The following is a 16,546-nucleotide window of genomic DNA, read 5'->3' on the forward strand; positions in this document are numbered from 1 at the left end:
GCCGATCTTCGATCGCGGGCCTCGGCGGCGGCGGACGGCGGGATGGCAGTGCGCGCCGCTGTTCCAGGTCGGCGCTTCCCATATCTACAAGGTGCTGATCCGGCGCCAGCGAGCGGGAGACGGAGGCGGCGGCGCGACGCGGGCACAGGCCACGCAAGCAGCCTCTGGTCCATGAAGCCATCCCTCGGGCCCATCTTGCGGCCCCATGAGGATAGCCCGCCGGGTGCTCCAGGCCGACAGCCCCCTCCGGCGCCCTCGCCGTCTTCCCGCGCGGTTTCGCTATTTCACAAAGCTCATTCCGCCTGGGTTTGACCTTCGAGCCGTCCCCTCTCCTCCTTCGTCAGTTTCGCCTGCTGTTCGTCGTTCAGGGGGCCAAGGCCGATGACTTGCAGAGGGCTGGTTTGACTGTAGCTCTGCTGCTTCCGGACCTTGTATTTCTCCTGCTGCTGGTCCTGAACCGGCGTCCTGTCGCCGCCATAGCCGATGACTTCGACGGTGATGATCGAGGGCAGATCCTGCACGGGCGAGCGGTTGCGCGACTGGCTGGCGGCCGATTCCGCCATCGCGGTGGCGGCGCCCGCCGTGTTCGAGGCGGCGGTCAGCGCGCCGGTATTGGGCGCGACCGAGGTCGGAAGGCCGGTCGCGACCCCCTGCACCGCGATATTGGCGGCGTTGAGAATTTGCAGTGCGGCGATATGCAGGTCGCCGCTGACGCGGATGCCGGCGTCGCCCGCATCGATCGTGCCGTGCGGCGCGAACAGGTCGACGTCGCCCGGCTTGACCCCGGGCACGCCGATCAGGGTGGCGATGCCGGCGCCGGTCTGCGGCGTCACCGGCGACTTGGTGACCTGGCCATAGGGGCTGACCGTGAACTGAGCCGGCGCGGTGGTGATCGAGGTCTGCTTGCCCTTGCCGGCGTTGAGGTCGCCGTTGTCGGAGAACATCAGGATGTCGCCGCCGAGCTCGGTGAACACGCGCGACTGCGCCACGATCACGCTCTGGTCGGTGAAGATGTTCACGTCGCCCTGGCGCAGGGTCAGCAGGCCGGGGCGCGCCGTGTCCGCATCGCCCGTGAGATCGGGCGTCTGGCTCTCGATGCCGAGCGACACGCCGCCGCCGGGCGCCAGGATGTCGATGTCGCCGCCCGCCTCGGTGCGGATGCGGCCGAGCTGGAAGACCGACAGGTCGCCCTGGTAGGCCGTAGTGGGCGTGCCCGGGGTCGAGCCGGGGAACAGGGTCTCGATCGCCTTGTAGGCGCGGTCATAGCCCTTGCCGCCGGCGCCCTGCCCGGCTGCCGCGACGCGTCCGCCCGCCTTGACCTCGGCGAAATAGACCTGCTCGACGAGCGGCAGCTGGTCCTGGGACGGCAGGGCGCGGAAGTCGGCCAGCGCCTGGGTGATCGACAGGCCGGGATTGCTCTCGCGGGCCTGCATGTAGGCCAGCAGCGTGCCGGCATAGTTCTGCAGCACGCCGCCGGCGTTCGCCGGATCGAAATAGGCGGCGATGAAGTCGGCGATGTCCGGTCCCTTCTTGCCCAAGCCCACGCCGACGCTGATCGAGGCGCCGGTCGCCGGCAGCAGGGCATTGTCGAGGTTGCCGATGCTGGAGATGCCTTCCGATTCCGTCGGCACGAGCGAGCCCGACAGAACCAGCGCTTCGATGGTGATGTCGCGCCCCGCTTCGACTTCGAGCGCGCCGGGGCCGGCCACGCGGATGTTGAACCCGAGGCAGGCGCCGGAACTGGTGAGCGGGCCGCAGCTCACGATGTCCCGTCCAGCCTGGACGAGCGACACGTCGGTGGAGTGGTTGTTCTGGATCTCGAAGACCGGCGAGAGGATGTCCAGGCCGGCGCGGACCTCGGCGCGCTTGGCGGTCGCCAAGGTGACATAGTCCAAACTGCCCAAGGCGTAGACGTGATCGGTCCGGGGATCATCAGGCTGGACGATGTTCGACGGCTGGGTCGAATTGACCAGGTCCTGGAAGGTGAAGATCGTCGCTGCATAGTTATACTGGAAGGCGTTGGCCGAGGACATCGGCTCGATCCCGGTCAAGCTGACGCCGGTGTACGAGATATCCTTGCCGGCCAGAAGATCGACCTGCGCCGTCGGGGCCGGGAAGGCCACGAACAGGCGGTTGCCGCCGTTGAAGCCAACGTTGCCCGTCGCTGTGGAACTGGCGGTCAGTGTCGCCGAGCTTCCAATGGAGCCGGTGTCGGCCACGATATTCATGATTGGCGGCACGTAGTCGCCGTCCAGGCGCACGTCGCCGCCCAAGGCCAGCACGTTGAAGGCGGTGTTCTCGGTGTAGCTGGTGAAGAAGCCGTACGGGAAAGGAATGGCAAAGTTATAGATGGAGTAGGGATCCACGCCCTCCAGCCCGATGGGAAAGGTCCCAAAAACTCCGTTGGCGATGCCGATGCCCGATTGATTTGTTGCGCGTGTCGGATCGCCGATCTGGAGATTGGCGTCGCGATCGGAGATGCTGGTGACCTGCCCATCCCCGACCATCAGTCGTACGTCCGCCGACGGGGTCCCGATTTCGGCCGCGCGCACCACCCCGACGCCGTGGCCGACCACGATGTTCGACTGGCCAAGGACGCCGCCGACCGTGAGCGACAGATCGCCGCCGCCCGTGACGACCACATCATTGATGCTCGTCGCCGTCGTGGGCGCCCGCAGCGTCGCCGGCGACACGACATCGACATTGGAGAGGTTGCCGCCCACGCGGACATCGACATTGCCGCCGCCGAGCGCGCCGAGCCCGACAAAGGCGGCGACGCCGGGCGGGACATCGCCACTGAAGAAGGAGGGTCCCCCGTAGTCCTGATAATAGGTTCCGAAATTGATGAAGGCGGTCCCGTTCTGGACCGCGCCGTAGCTCGAGCCCGAACTCGCCATGGTCCACAGCCAATCGACGACGGGCTCGCTGCCGGCGTAGCCGACGAAATCGACGGTCGGCGCCAACACGGGGCTGCTGGACAGATTGCCCCGCACCTTGACCGTCAGGTTCCCGCCCTTCTCGGGATATGTGGGATAGAGCGCCGTAGGATAGCTCTCGTCATAGGACGGACCGGATCCGCTGAAAGTGGGGTCAAAGCCGCCGAGATAGGTGTTGATGAAGCCGCTCGTGGACGTGATGAACTGCCTGGTTGGCGGCGTGAAATTGGCGACGGCGCTCGATGGCGTTCCAGCCGTGTAGATGCCGAAAGGCGTGACGAGGTTGACGTCGCCCGCCGCCGAGAGATCGAGATCGCCCATGCCCGTGCGCAGCACGCTCGGAATCGGGAACCCATACTGGTCGTTGTGCGGATCGTTGAAGACGATCGAGCCCTCGCCCGCCGGAAGCGCAGCGGCCGGGAGCAGCGCGTCCGGATCGGCGGATGCCAGATCGGCGCCGGCCGTCAGCCTCAGGGTCGCCGAGCGCGAGCCCTGGGGCAGTATCTGGGCGACGGCGAAGATGTTGCCGTCGGGCGAGGAGACCGGCCCGTTGAAGCCATCGCTCAGGCTGCCGTTCATATTGATGTTGCCCGCCGCGCGCAGGGTCAGCACCATCGGCTCGCCGTCATAGCGGTAGGTGTGCAGGTCGATGCCGGTGTTGGTGCTCGACGGGCTCTGCAGCAGGGTCAAGTCGCCCGTGCTGTCGAACTCGATGCCCGGCATGAGGTGGAACAGCGGATTGCCGGCCAGGGAGCCGATGCCGGCCTTGATGGCCGGCGCATTGGCGATATAGGCCTGGGCCGCTGCGTCGGCATTGGCGAGGTTCTGATCGACGAAGGGGTTGCCGCTGATGTCGGTGACCGCCACCGCCTCGGCGTCGATCTCGCGTGCGCCGGTCACGGTCACGCCGTCGGCCGTGATGGCCACGCCGTCCGCGCCCAAGCGCGGGGCGCGCAGCCACACCCTGCCGCCGTCCGAGCCGGTGACGTCGATGCTGGAGCCGGAGGCGAGTGTCAGCCGTCCGGTGCTCTGCCCGCCGATGCCGAGGAACACGCTGCCGGGATTGCCGTCCGCTGTGGACGCGTGCGCGTCCAGCGAAGCGCTGCCTTCCACCGTTACGCTATTCCCGGCCGCGAGGCGGATGGTCCCGCCATCCGGGCCGCTCGCGTCGATGCGGCCTGAAACCGTCAGGTTGCCCGTAGCGGCCGACAGCTCCACGTCGCGCGCGGTCAGGTTCGCGACGGCAATGTCGCCCGTCTCGAGCGTCAGCGCCTGCCTGCCGCTGAAACCTTGCAGGGCTGCCAGCAGCGCGCTCGCGTCGCCCGAGCCGAGATCGAGCGAGGCCTGCGCGCCGTTATAACCCGAGACCGTCGCGGTCTTGAGCACGCCGTCGAGCCGCGCCGTTCCGACAGTCGCCACGATATTGAGCGCGCCCCCGTCGCCGCCCTGGTCGGAGGCGGCCGTGTCGACATCCGGATGGGCCGTCCGGTCCAGGGCGGCGAGGTCGCCGCCGCTCAGATTGACCGTGGCCCCGGCCGCGATGTCGACGTCGCCGGCCTGCGACTGGAGATTGACCGTTCCAGCCGGCGCGATGCGAACAACGTCGAAGAAGGGGGTGACGGCGCCCGAGACGTCGGTCGTCGAGCCCGCGGCGAGCGTCACGCCCGAGGCGCCGTTCAGATTGATCACGCCCGACGGCAGCGAAATGTCGGCGCCCTGCGTGATGCTGGCGGCGTTGACGGTCAGATGCGCACCCAAGGACTGCACCTGGGTGAGCGGGGCGGCGAGCGGCGTAAGCGAAGGGCCGAACACGACCGCGCCGGTCGCGTTCAGGGTGGTGTCGGCCCCGGCGGCTCCAGTCACCAGCGGCGCTGAGACCAACAAGTCGCCGGTCGTGCTGTAGACGCCGGTGCCCGAGCCGATCAGCTGGGCGCCGGCGTTCAGTGCCACGTTGGAGAAGCCGCCGAAGCCCATGTTGCCGGCGCCGAGCGTCAGCTCCGTGGCGTTCAGCGATAGCGAGCCTTGGCCGGTTCCCGTCGGCGCCGGCGCGGCGGTCCCGCCGGTGAGGGTCAACTGGGCGGCCGTGATGCTGGCCGCATCGCCCGCGGCACCGAAGCCCTGGATGGAGGGCGTGTTCAGCGCCAGCTTGGCGAGGGTGGGCATGCCGGTCGAGGAATCGACCCCGCCCAGCTGGGCCGCGCCATAGACGTTGATCGCCAGGCCGCCGCTCAGCGTCACCAAGCGAGTGGGCGCAATCCCATGGGCCGCATCGCCCCGGATCAGCGCCGACAGGAGCGCGTTGGACAGGTCGATGCCGCTCGGGCCGGCCCCGCCGATGTTGAGGATCGGTGCGGCGATGGTGATCGAGGGCGCGCCGAAGCTGGCCGTGGGATCGAGGCTGAAGTTCGACTGGTTGGCGAGCGCCAGGCTGCCGCCGGCGTCGACGCGCGCCCCGGCGCCGATCGACAGGCTGCTCGGCCCCGACCCGGTCAAGGCGATCGGGACGGTCAACGGCGCGTTGGACGCCAGCAGGAAGGCGCCGCCGGACAGGTTGATGGTCCCGGAGGAGAGACCGGTCTTGGGATCCGCCGGGAAGGTGTCGGGGATGGCGCTGGCGCCGGTGGTGTCGATCACGGCACCGGGGTCCAGCACGATCGAACTGGTCGCCCGCAGCATGACCTCCGGGGCGCTGAGCACCGCGTGCGAGCCGATCTCGACGTCGGTCGCCTCCTGGCTGATGGTCAGGGAGCCTTGAGCCGTCGAGTTGGTGGCCTGAGTGATCGTGCGCACCCCGCCGATCAGGATGCTCTGCGCACCGACCCGGGAGATGAAGCTGTCGTTGATGCTCGTGAAGCCCGCGGTCAGGCTGTCGCCGGGGCCGAGGACTTCGATCTGGTTGCCCACGATGTCGGCCAAGCCGCCGCGGCCGCCGGTCGAGATCGAGAAGTCGCCCTCGCCCGCGAAGTCGATGGACGTCAGCGCATCAAGCACCAGCTGTCCGGCGTCGATCGGCAGGCGGGGCGGGGCCACGCCGGCCTTGGCCGCCTCAGCCTGGAAGAACTGGGTAAGCGTCGTCTCGTTGTATTGGGCCTCCCTGCGCACGACCGCGTTCGGCGTGACGATGTATTCCGAGCCCAGCGCATCGCGGACCTGGGTATTCGCCGTCGCGCCGTAGCCGGAGACGAGATAGCTGCCGGTCGGCAGTTGCAGGTTGGGCGCGATCTGCGCGGGTGCCAGCCCCGTGGTCGAGACCGTCAGCTCGTAGGCGCCGGGCAACAAGGCGTAGTGTCCCGGCAGCAGGGTGTAGTACCCCACGGGCAGGCCGGCATAGCCGCTGAGATAAACCTGCTCGCCCACTTTCAGGTTCACCGGCGGCGCCGACGGATTGGTAGCACTGCTGGATTCCATCAGAGGCGAGCGCGGCGCATAGGCCAAGCCGAGGCTCGGCAGGATGGCGAAGGTGTTGACGCCGTTCAGCACGTCGACCGAGCCGCCCGTGCCGCTGACGAACTGGAAGCCGAACAGGTCGCCGCCGCCGGACTCGTCGATCTTGGCGGCCGCCTGGCCTCCCGCGGCACCGGCGACGGTCACCGACTGGCCGTAGAACGAGATCTGCTTCTGCAGCGGCGAGGCGATCGTGACCGGGGCCGGCTGGCTCGTCCCATTCACATAGCCATTGTAGCCATAGATGTACTGGGCGTCGCCCAGCGGGCCTCCATAGGGAATGACCAGGCCATTCGCCGAGACCGAGGTGATGCTGCCGGGCAGCAGGTTGATGGTGGTTGCCGTGCCCGGGTTGTTGGGATCGCCGAAGGTGATCTGGCCCATCGGCGCGCGCAGGACGCCGCCCTGGTTGATGGTGGGCGCGATGAATTGGACCTGGCCGCCGGCCGCCAGCGGCGGCGGGGGCGCGGCGTCGCCGTTGCGGGCGATGGTGATGGCGCTGGTCGGGCCGGTCGCGGAGATGACGGTGAGGCCGTTCTGCGGCGCATTGCCGACGACGCCGCTCGAGGGCGCGCTGGTGATCGGATAGATCTGCGCCGAGGTGAAGGTGATGTTGCCGAGCGTGGCGATCTGGCCCGAATTGACGTTGAAAAAGCTGGAGGCGAGGCGGATGTCGCCCGTGCTGTTGAAGTTCATGTCGGCGAAGCCGGGCAGATTCACCGTCACGCTGGGCGGGCTTCCGGTGGGCGTATAGGTGTAGGTCGAGCCGCTGTTGATCGAACCCTCGAAATCGATCAGGCCCGCATCGACAGTCAGCTCGGCCGTGCCGGCGAGAGGCGAGACCGGCGAAGAGCCGTATAGGTAGCCGCCTTGATGGGCGGCGAGGGTGTTGAGGCGGCCATTGCCGATGTCGACGTAGGTCGACGACAGATGGATGTGGGCGCCCGGCGTGGCGCTGATCGCGCCCGTGTTCAGGGTCAGGCTGCGGGCCACGTGCAGGTTGACGTTCCCGTTGAACACAACCGCATCGACGGCGCTCAGCGACACCGCGTCGAAGCCGGCGCCTATGATCTGGTCGGCGCTGGCGTACATCTGGCCCTGGAGGTTGGCGGGCAGTGCGTCGCCGGGCTTCAGGCCGGCGGGAACCACCGACTGCGCGCTCTGGCTGAGGATCAGCTCACCGACCGGCGTGGCATAGCCGTTGCCGCCGCCGAAGCTCTGCGCCACGTAGAGGCTCTGCTCCAGCGTCAGGCTACCACCCGCGGCCGAGGGCCCGCCGGCATGGGCCAGCAGCGTCGTGTCCAGGAAGAGGCCCTGGCCGCCGTTGATCGTCAGCGACCCTGCGTCGGTCGCCACCGGCGTGGTCGGGAAGGTCCGCGCAAAGCCTGTTCCGGCCGCCGCACGGACCTCTCCGGCAACGCCCGAGACGTCGATCACCGACCCGGCGAGCCCCACCACCGATCCGGTCGGGCCGATATTCATCAACGTGCTGCTGGGATTGCTGATGGCGGTGCCGAAGAAGTTGGCGGCGCCATAGGGGTAATAGCGCGCGTCGCTGCCATGCTCGTTGATGTTGACGCTGCCGCCGTTCCACAGCCGGAAAGCCGGAAAACCGGATGCGTCCGTGAAGGTCTGCACCAGGCCAGGGGCAAGGAACTGGGCATCCGCGCCGATCCACAGCGTGCGCGCCGGATTGTAGGCCGGGACCGGGTAGCCGTAGCCGGAGACATTCAGGCTGGCGAGATCGAGGTTGATCGTCCCGCCGGGCGCGGAGATGCCGCCGTCGATGGTCAGCTGGTCGCTCGCGTGCAGGCTGACGCTGGCACCGGGATCGCCGTTGATCTGCGATCCCGCACCCAGCACGAGGTCGCCGCTGAACACGTCATCGGCGCTCAGCACCAGATTGACCGGCGCCGCCTGCTGGAACAGCGGCGGCGCGCCGAGCGACACGACGCCTTCGATATCAGCCCCGGTCGCCGTTTGCAGGAGCGCGCCGTTCGGGATCAGGGTCCGCGCGTGGAGCTCGATATCCGTTCCAGGCGCGACCGTCAGATGGTTGTAGGCGATCAGGCTGTACTGGCCAAAGCCGCCCTGGCTGAAGAAGCCCGGATCGAGCCACAGGGTCTGGCCGTCCGCCGGATCGGCGCCGCCGACCTGGATCGCCGGTGCCGCGAGCGTGAGCGTGCCACCGCCATGCAAGCCGTTGGAGCGTAGCGTTCCGTCCAGGACCAGCACGCCCGGATAGGTGGCCGGCCCCGTGCGATTGCCGCCGGGCTCGCCGCTGTTGGTGATGATGGTGATGTCGCCGCCGGTTCCGAGCGGCAGGCCGTGGCTGTCGGTCTTGAGCTTGCCGTTCGCCTGCAGCCAGCCGCCGCCCGAGGCGTCGATGAGCGCACCCTGCCCGACCTGGACCCCGACGGCATCAAGCGTGACGGCGCCGCCGTCGTAGAGGGCGGGTGCGGTGCTGGTCGGATCGAGCAGGTCGTTGGTCCACAAGCCCGTCACGTCGATCGTGCTGCCGGGAGCCAGCACCGCCAGGGCGGCGCCTTGCGGCGGCAAGGCGCTCGGCACGAGATTGGGGCTGGTGAGCGTCACCGAGCCGGCATGGGCGACCAGCCGCCCGTCGATCGTGATGGTTCCGCCCGACTGAAGGCTGATCGCGCCGCCGTCCGCCGCCTTGAGCGTCGCTCCGTCCACGAGGCTGATGCCGCTCGGCAAGGTCTTGCCCGTGCCGGGATCGACCACGGTGCCGCCGGCGACGCCGCCAATGACGGTGATGCTGCCGTAATGGGCCTGGTTGAGCTTGTCGGCGGACAGACGGAGGATCGTCTCGTCGTCGGACGGCTGCGGATTGGCCGCACCATTCTGCCCCACCGAGGCCGGACCGCCGGCGAAGGGATCGTCCGGCGCCGCGAAGCTCGGCGCGATGAGGACGTTCTGGCCGCCCACGATAAAGTTGCCGATGCTCGAGGGGCCGATCAGGAGGCTGCCGTTGTGCGCCATGGAGCCGGCGCTGCGCTGGTAGACGCCGTTGACGGCGTCGGCATAGACGTCGGCGTCCAACTCCGTGCCAAGCCGGCCGTTGACGGTCAGGCTGCCGGCCGACTTCCCTTCCGTATAGGCCGCCTGATAGATCTGCCCGCCGAACAGCGGCGCGATGTAGGTCTCGCTGACGCCCCAGCGCGAATGGTCGACGACGAAACGCCCGGCGATCCCCGTATACATCATGTCGGCAGGCGCGGAGTTGACATCGTAGAGAAGCCCATCCGCCCCGACGAGCAGAGTGTCGTTCACCAGGCCGGCCTGATGCGCCAGCGAACCGCCGGCGATGTTGATCGAGGCGCCGGGCCGCAGGATCGCCTGGCCGGCTTGGATGGTGACCGATCCGCCCGTCGTCAGCCGCTCGTCGATCGTGCGGGGAATGAGGCCGAGCCAGCCGGAAACCTCGAGCAGTCCGCCGGCGGTGTAGATCTGGTCGCTCGCCACCCTGTTCAGGTCGTGAATATTCACCCAGACGTTGGTGCTGTTGAGGATGCCGCCGCGCTGCAGAGGCGAGTCGCGCAGCTCGTTGCCGCGCACGGTGACCTGCACCACGTCGTCGGACGCGGCGACCGGCACGTTCTGCAGGCCCGCGACGTCGATCACCGCCCCATCGGCGAGATAGATGGGTGCTGCGTCCTGGCTGGGCTGCACGGCCGACAGGAGGTATCTGGCGGACGGATCCGATGGGTTGTCCTGGTCATAGAGCGCGACCGGGTCGAGCGCTGCACGCAACGTCACCTGGCCGGACGGCGCCAGGACCGTCGCGCCGCCGAGCACGCTGATGCTGGCGCCTTCGATCTTGATCGCCGACTGGCTCTGCGGCTGGGCGTCGAGCGCGGTGCGGCCGTCCTCCTGCGGCAGCACCGCGGTGAGGCTGCCCGGGGCCAGGATGACCGAGCCGGTCCGCGCCGGAAGCACGTAATGGACCACCGGAAAGTTGACGTTCTGCACGTCAATCCCGTCATGGGCGAGCAGGCTGATCGAGCCCGCCTCGTCGATCGAGGTCGAGGCCAGCAGCAGCCCGTCCTGCTCGATGGCGTGGCCGACCAGCATGACGTTGCCGGTCGGCGCGCTGACGAGCCCGTTCGCCGCGTTGGTGACCTTGCCGCCATTCCCCAGGTTGATCTCCACCCCGCGCACGTTGGGGTCGGTGCTCTGGCTGATGTAGACGGCGTCGCCGCCCGCGAGCACGGTCTGGCCGTCGGGCGTCATGATCACGCCGCCGTTCGTGACGTTGCTGCCGAACAGATAGACGAAGCCGCCGCCGGTCGTGACCGAGGACGGCGCCGCCGTCTGGATCTCGGCGCCCGGCATGACCGTCACGTCGCCGGCGGTCCCGCCCGAGGTGTTGGCGAAGACCGGATCGAAGGGCTTCTGGTGCAGGTCGTCATAGGGCTTGGGATTGACGATGCCTTTGAGGAACTGGGCGTCGGTGAGGTCGAGGGTCGCGGCGACCAGCGCGCCGACATTCACCTGCGCGCCGCCGCCAAAGATGATCCCGTTGTGGTTCATGATCAGCACGGTCCCGGGGGCCACGATCGTGCCGAGGAGCTGGCTCGGGTTGGCGCCGGGATCGGTGACGCGGTTCAGTACCGCCCAGCCCGCATTGCCCTGCTGATCGAACTGGACCGTCGTGCCCTTGGAGACGTTGAAGGTCTGCCAGTTCAGGATGGCCTGGGGAGCCGTCTGCCGGATGTCGACGGTCGTGTGGCCGTTGCTCGCGCTCTCGGTGGGTGCATTGGCGTTCTGCCACAGGGCCGAGCCCGGCACGGCGCCGGGCGCAACCTGCAGCCCGCCGGGCGCAAGACCATCCGGGACCGCGCTCGGCGCCTGCAGCGCGAGATTGCGGGCGGCACTCTGCGCCGCCTGCATGGCCTGGATCGCCTCGGCCGCCCGCGCGAGCGTGTTCATCGATTGCTGCGTCGCGGCCGCCGCCTGTTGGGCGGAGGTCACCGCAGCCACCGCCGCACTGGCCGTGGCGGAGGAAGCGCCGCCGCCAATGGCCAGGACGTTTCGCGCCTCGGCCGGGGCGCCGGTCGTCAGCAGCGTCAGGGCGCTGACGCTCGCCAGGAGCGCCGTCCGCAGGACGTGCCGGGGAACGAGACGGGCTTCAAGGTTCGAGGTGCGGTACGACGACATGAACGGCCTTCCGAGCGCGAGGGGGCGGAGAGGCGCTGCTGCCTGCCGGCACACCTCCTTCACTGGCTGGACGACATGAGCGAAGGCCGAGACGAATCTTTTTTCGAAATTTTTCCGAGGGAGAGGGAAACGTCCCTCCGGCACGGCTCAGCCGACCAGGACCAGACCGCCGGGCAGCGTCCTGATCGACGCTCCGAAGACGTGGCGGATCTGCCCCATCACCGTGTCGAGCCGGGCGAGCTCGAAGCGGGCCGTGACGAGGCGGCGGCCCAGCGCCGCGTCGAGCAGGACGATCCGGCCCGGACGGTAGCGATTCACCTCGTCGATTACTTCGGCGAGCGGCGTGTCGTGGAACACGAGCATGCCCTCCCGCCAGGCGACGACCGCGGCGGGATCGGCCGTGGCGATCTCACCCAACCTCTCCCCGCCATAGGAGACCTGGCGCGCCGGGCCGACGCGCAATGTCTGGTCGCCCTGCTCCACCGCGACCTCGCCGTCGATGCAGGTCACACAGACCGCAGCACCGGTCCGTCGAACATTGAAGGTCGCCTGCGTCGCCCTCATGCGGCCGCCGGCGGCCGAAACGACAAACGGCCCCACGGCCGAGGGGATGACGGTGACCGCTGCCTCGCCGGAGATCAGCTCCACTCCGGCGCCGTCGGCGGCGGGGTGCACGGTGACGCTCGTCTGGGTGTTCATCTCGATGGAGACGGCGTCGGACAGCGCGAGACGCCGCCGCTCGCCCGTCCCGGTCCGGTAGTCGGCCTCCAACTCCGCGAGGGACGGCCACAGGCCGAACGGCGGGCGCAGCATCAGCACCGCCGCAGAGGCCGCTGCCCCGACGGTGACGGCGCCGCCCAAGACGGCACGGCGAGACGGGCGGCGGGCCCGCGCCGGCGCCGTCGCGGTGCCGACCCGCGCCAACGCCTCGACCGGCGAGCCGAGCTCACGCCATAGCCGGCCGGCGCGGGCGAGCGCCGCCGCATGCGCCGGGCTCGTGTCGCGCCAACGGCGGAGCGTCGCTAGTTCGTCCTTGGTGGCATTGCCGAGGCCGATGCGCGTCACCCAAGCCAGCGCCTCGCGCTGCAACATCTCCTCCCGCCGGTCGTCCGCCTCGATCATCACCCGATATCCTTGCCGACCGCCCCCCGCCATGCGGCGCGGGGACGTTCTTTACTTAAGACGATATGAGATCGCGAAAGCCGCATCGCCTTATGAAAGATTCTTGGCAAGGAACTCTTCGCAAAATTCGAGCGCCCTTTGCAGCTCGATCTGCACGAGCCGGGTGGAGATGTTGAGTCGCCTGGCGATCTCGGCTTGCGGGAGCCGCTCGAAGCGGGCGGCGACCATGATCATGCGCTGCCGCGGCGTCAGGAGGTCCAGCGCGCGGACAAGCGCCTCCAGCGAGGAGCGCCCTTCCGCCACCTGCTCTGGCCCCGGATTCTCATCGATAAGCTCGTAGAGCGCCGATTCGTCGACACGCTCCGCCCGTCGATTCTCGGTCCGCCAACGATCGCGCGCCAAGTTGACGGCCACGGCGAGAATATAGGTCGCGGGATTGCGAAGCGCACTGACCCCGTCGGGGCGATCCATCCTGAGATAGAGCTCATGCAACGTCTCGTGCGCCGCGTCGGCCGAGCCGAGACGCCGGGTAAGCCGCCGCCGCAGGTCATCATATTGCTCGATGAGCAACTGCCGGAGGGAGACCCAGCTCGTCTCGGAATCCTGTCGGCTCATTCCCCATCACGATGTTCGGAAGCGACCCCGGCTTCCTTCGGCGTCAGTTCCCCGTCCCGGCGCAATCCTCCGCCCCGCCCGACGGATCGGGCGACAGGACCATGGTGACGGGCTGCGGCATGTCCGCCGGAGGTTCCTCAGTAAAGGAGAGATGTGTCAGAATATCGATGATCACCGCATCGCGGACCGAATTTCCGGTTGAGCTCAGCAGCACCGGATGCTCGACCGCGCCGGTGGGGCCGATCCGCATCTGCATCGCCATCCGGAACCGGCCCGGACGTGTCTCGGGATGCCGGCACATTGCGGCCAGTATGCCGGCCTGGACGTTGCCCAGGAAATGATCGAAATCGGCGACGGGCCGGACCTTCCGGACCGGCGGCGCTGCCGCCGCGGCGGGTACCAGCGTAAAGGCCCGGTCCTCGGTATAGTCGAAATCGAGGCCGGAGCCCGACAGCAGCAGCCGCAGCGCAACCTCGGGCGCGTACGTCCCCTTGACCACCGTGGAGCGCCGGCCCTCCGTCATCCGCGTCTCGTAGAGCACCTGCACGCGGCTCGCGGCACCGTAGGCATCAAGCGCCGCCTCGAGCGGCTCCGCCGGAATATCGAAGGCCACGGGTGACGTCGGCATGTCGGCCGCGCCCGCGTCCTGCATGAGCATGGCACCCGTAAGACACACGCTCGTCACCAGAAAGAAAGCGCGACCGAACGCCTTGGCATCCCGGCAGAAATGCCGTCCGACAGTATTACGGGAAGCCGCCAAGGAACTTCGCTCCGGAGAGAAGCCTCTCAACAATAGCATTCGACCTTAGGGGCCATCCTTTACATTCCCGTGTCACTGGCCCGTGTCACCGGCCCGTGTCACTGGCCCGTGTCACTGGCCCGTGTCACCCGAACGCAGACCGGCGGCATTTCGTCGATGCCAGCCGGTTCTTTGTCGACGCCGCCGCCATCCGTGGAAGGCTGATGGCGCTCCGTCGAACTGGAGAGGACGTGGCCAGGCCAGCGTCCTACGGTCTTGATCGCCGATTAAAGCGCGGTGCGGCCACTCGGGAAAAGAACGCCCCGGATGCCAGCTCCCCGCCTTCGCCCGGATCAAGCATCGGAGGACGTCATGCCCGCTCATCTGACTTACCGCCTCTACGCCTATTTCGTGAAATTCGTCGCGGCCACGGCGGCAACACTGATCACGGCCGTCCTGTTTACGGGCGGCGCCAGCCTTTAATACCGCGCTGCCGTCCTGAAGACTTGGACGGCGGCGTGGCGGCCGGGCGAGTCGCGGCGCCCGGCCGGCTACCGTTCGACCATGGCGCGGGCATTCTGCAAATAGGTCCGGCCAACACGCAGCACGCGCCCGTCCCTGAGCTCCACCAGCCATCCGCCCTCACCGTCCCGCTTGAAACCTGCGATCCGGTCGCGCCGCACAATCGTCGAGCGGTGCAGCCGTACGAATTCCGCGGGATCGAGCCGGCGTTCGAGCTCGCCGATCGTCTGGTGCAGCAGGTACGAGCGCTGGCCGATATGAAGCCGCATATAGTCGCGCTCGGCCTCGATGAGCTCGATGTCGGCCGCCAGGACGCGGATGATCTCGGCTCGATAAGGGACCCAGAATTCCCGTGCCCAGGGCGAAGGCGGCAGGCGGGGGGGCGCCGCGCCCGCATCGGTCCGATGCTCGATCTGGGCGCGTACGCGCGCGATGGCCCGTTCGAGCCGACCGAGTTCGACCGGCTTCAGCAGATAATCAACCGCCGCCACGTCAAAGGCATCGACGGCGAAATGGTCGAAGGCGGTAACGAAGATGACGGCGCTGGGCGTGCCGGCGCCCTCCAGCGCGCGGGCGACGCCAAGCCCGTCCAGCCCGGGCATGGCGATGTCCAGCAGCAGCAGGTCGGGAGAGAGCGCCTCGGCAAGACGGAGCGCCGCGGCGCCGTCCATGGCCGTGCCGATCAGATGTAGTTCCGGCAGGCGGGCGCACAGGATCTGCAGCCGCTCGATGGCGAGCGGTTCGTCATCGGCGATCAGCGTCCGGAGCGCTCGCGGTCCGGTCATGCCGGCCTCAGCGGCAGCACGAGATCGACGCGGAAACCGCCACCGGGCCGTGCGCCGTAGCGGCACTCGGCGTTGCCGTCGAAGCGTGCGGCGAGACGGTCGCAGACATTCCTGAGCCCGACGCCGTGGCCATCGGCCTCGGCGGCGACCGGTTCGCTGGAAGTGCCGCCGTCATCCTCGACAGTCAGATGCAGTCGGCCGGCCTCGCCATGGGCGCGGATCGCGACGGTTACGGGACGGCTGCTCCGGCTGACGCCGTATTTGATCGCGTTCTCGACCAGCGGCTGCAGGATCAGCCCCGGCACCGAGGCGCCCGCCGCCTCCGGTGCAATCTCGAAACGGGCGAGCAGCCGATCCGGGAAACGGACCTTCTCGATGTCGAGATAGAGCTGCTGCATGCGGATTTCCTCGGCAAGCGGCACATCCTCGGCCGGATCGGCGGTCAGGCTCGCGCGGAAGAACGCCGCGAGGTTGGTGATCATCCGCTCGGCTTCGTCCGTGCGCCCGCGCAGGACGAGGGTCGAGAGCGAGTTCAGCGTATTGAACAGGAAATGCGGGTTGATCTGGTAGCGCAGCGCCCTCAGCTGTGCCGCCTGCGCCTCGGTGCGGTAGCGCGCGGCGCGGCGCTCGGCTTGGCGGACGCGGGATGCATACATCAGTGCCACATGCAGCACGGCCCAAGAGGCGATGAAGAAGTACCAGGTGACCGCAGAGTCCCCGATCATGGCCCCCGGCCCCATATGTTCCGAGGGATATCGGGCGATCTCCTGGAGCACCTTCTCCGAGGGCCGCACGATATAGAAGGCGGCATAATTAACCGCGGCATAGGCAATGGAAACCGGGACCGAGGCCAGGAAGGCAACCGTGACCAGGACGTGCATCCGGCTACGCTCGAAGCGGCGCAGCACCAGATAGAGGATGAAGGTGAAGCCGATGCCGAACAGGCTGACCACCGCGCGCCGGCCCATCGCGGAGAGCTGGTCCGGCGCCCCTTCGATCGCCCAGCGCAGCGTGTTCAGCAGGAAATAGAAGGCCCAGAAACCGACGATCGACAGGAGCGACGATCGGCGGTCGAGCTGGGCATCGGATGTGCTGTTCGCCATGTCGCCTTTTATAGCGCGCCCAGGGGCTTCCGGGCAGCGTGCTGGTCGAAGCCGGCCGCGGGTTCGTCGAAACGAGCGCGCCGGGCGCCAAAATCCGCA

6 protein-coding genes are annotated in these 16,546 nt (G+C 68.4%); all 6 read right to left on the reverse strand.

All coding sequences use genetic code 11. From position 1 onward, the window contains the following. Positions 1-293 precede the first annotated feature (293 nt). Positions 294-11,561: a filamentous haemagglutinin family protein gene (locus IEY58_RS12665; protein ID WP_189046227.1), complete on the reverse strand. Its 11,268-nt coding sequence runs from the start codon at positions 11,559-11,561 to the stop codon at positions 294-296. Between the two features lie 147 nt (positions 11,562-11,708). Next, the gene (locus tag IEY58_RS12670; protein ID WP_189046229.1) at positions 11,709-12,683 is read right to left on the reverse strand and encodes a FecR family protein; all 975 of its coding nucleotides are present in this window, start codon (positions 12,681-12,683) and stop codon (positions 11,709-11,711) included. Between the two features lie 90 nt (positions 12,684-12,773). After that, complete coding sequence (locus IEY58_RS12675) at positions 12,774-13,253, reverse strand: RNA polymerase sigma factor (RefSeq protein WP_229743684.1); 480 nt, start codon at positions 13,251-13,253, stop codon at positions 12,774-12,776. Positions 13,254-13,341: 88 nt separating this feature from the next. After that, on the reverse strand, positions 13,342-13,950 hold the full coding sequence (locus IEY58_RS12680; RefSeq protein ID WP_189046233.1) for an energy transducer TonB: 609 nt from the start codon (positions 13,948-13,950) through the stop codon (positions 13,342-13,344). Between the two features lie 638 nt (positions 13,951-14,588). Next, a complete protein-coding gene (locus IEY58_RS12685; protein ID WP_189046235.1) occupies positions 14,589-15,344 on the reverse strand; it encodes a LytR/AlgR family response regulator transcription factor in 756 nt (251 codons plus the stop codon). Beyond that, complete coding sequence (locus tag IEY58_RS12690) at positions 15,341-16,447, reverse strand: sensor histidine kinase (RefSeq protein WP_189046236.1); 1,107 nt, start codon at positions 16,445-16,447, stop codon at positions 15,341-15,343. Before IEY58_RS12690 ends, IEY58_RS12685 begins: the two co-directional genes overlap by 4 nt. Between the last annotated feature and the right edge of the window lie 99 nt (positions 16,448-16,546).

This window comes from Aliidongia dinghuensis (assembly GCF_014643535.1).
GTDB lineage: Bacteria > Pseudomonadota > Alphaproteobacteria > ATCC43930 > CGMCC-115725 > Aliidongia > Aliidongia dinghuensis.

What these genes read in the sequence shown, in the direction of transcription:
- IEY58_RS12665 (WP_189046227.1), bottom strand. Translation starts at nt 11,561, where the DNA reads ATGTCGTCGTACCGCACCTCGAACCTTGAAGCCCGTCTCGTTCCCCGG.
- IEY58_RS12670 (WP_189046229.1), bottom strand. Translation starts at nt 12,683, where the DNA reads ATGATCGAGGCGGACGACCGGCGGGAGGAGATGTTGCAGCGCGAGGCG.
- IEY58_RS12680 (WP_189046233.1), bottom strand. Translation starts at nt 13,950, where the DNA reads ATGCAGGACGCGGGCGCGGCCGACATGCCGACGTCACCCGTGGCCTTC.
- IEY58_RS12685 (WP_189046235.1), bottom strand. Translation starts at nt 15,344, where the DNA reads ATGACCGGACCGCGAGCGCTCCGGACGCTGATCGCCGATGACGAACCG.
- IEY58_RS12690 (WP_189046236.1), bottom strand. Translation starts at nt 16,447, where the DNA reads ATGGCGAACAGCACATCCGATGCCCAGCTCGACCGCCGATCGTCGCTC.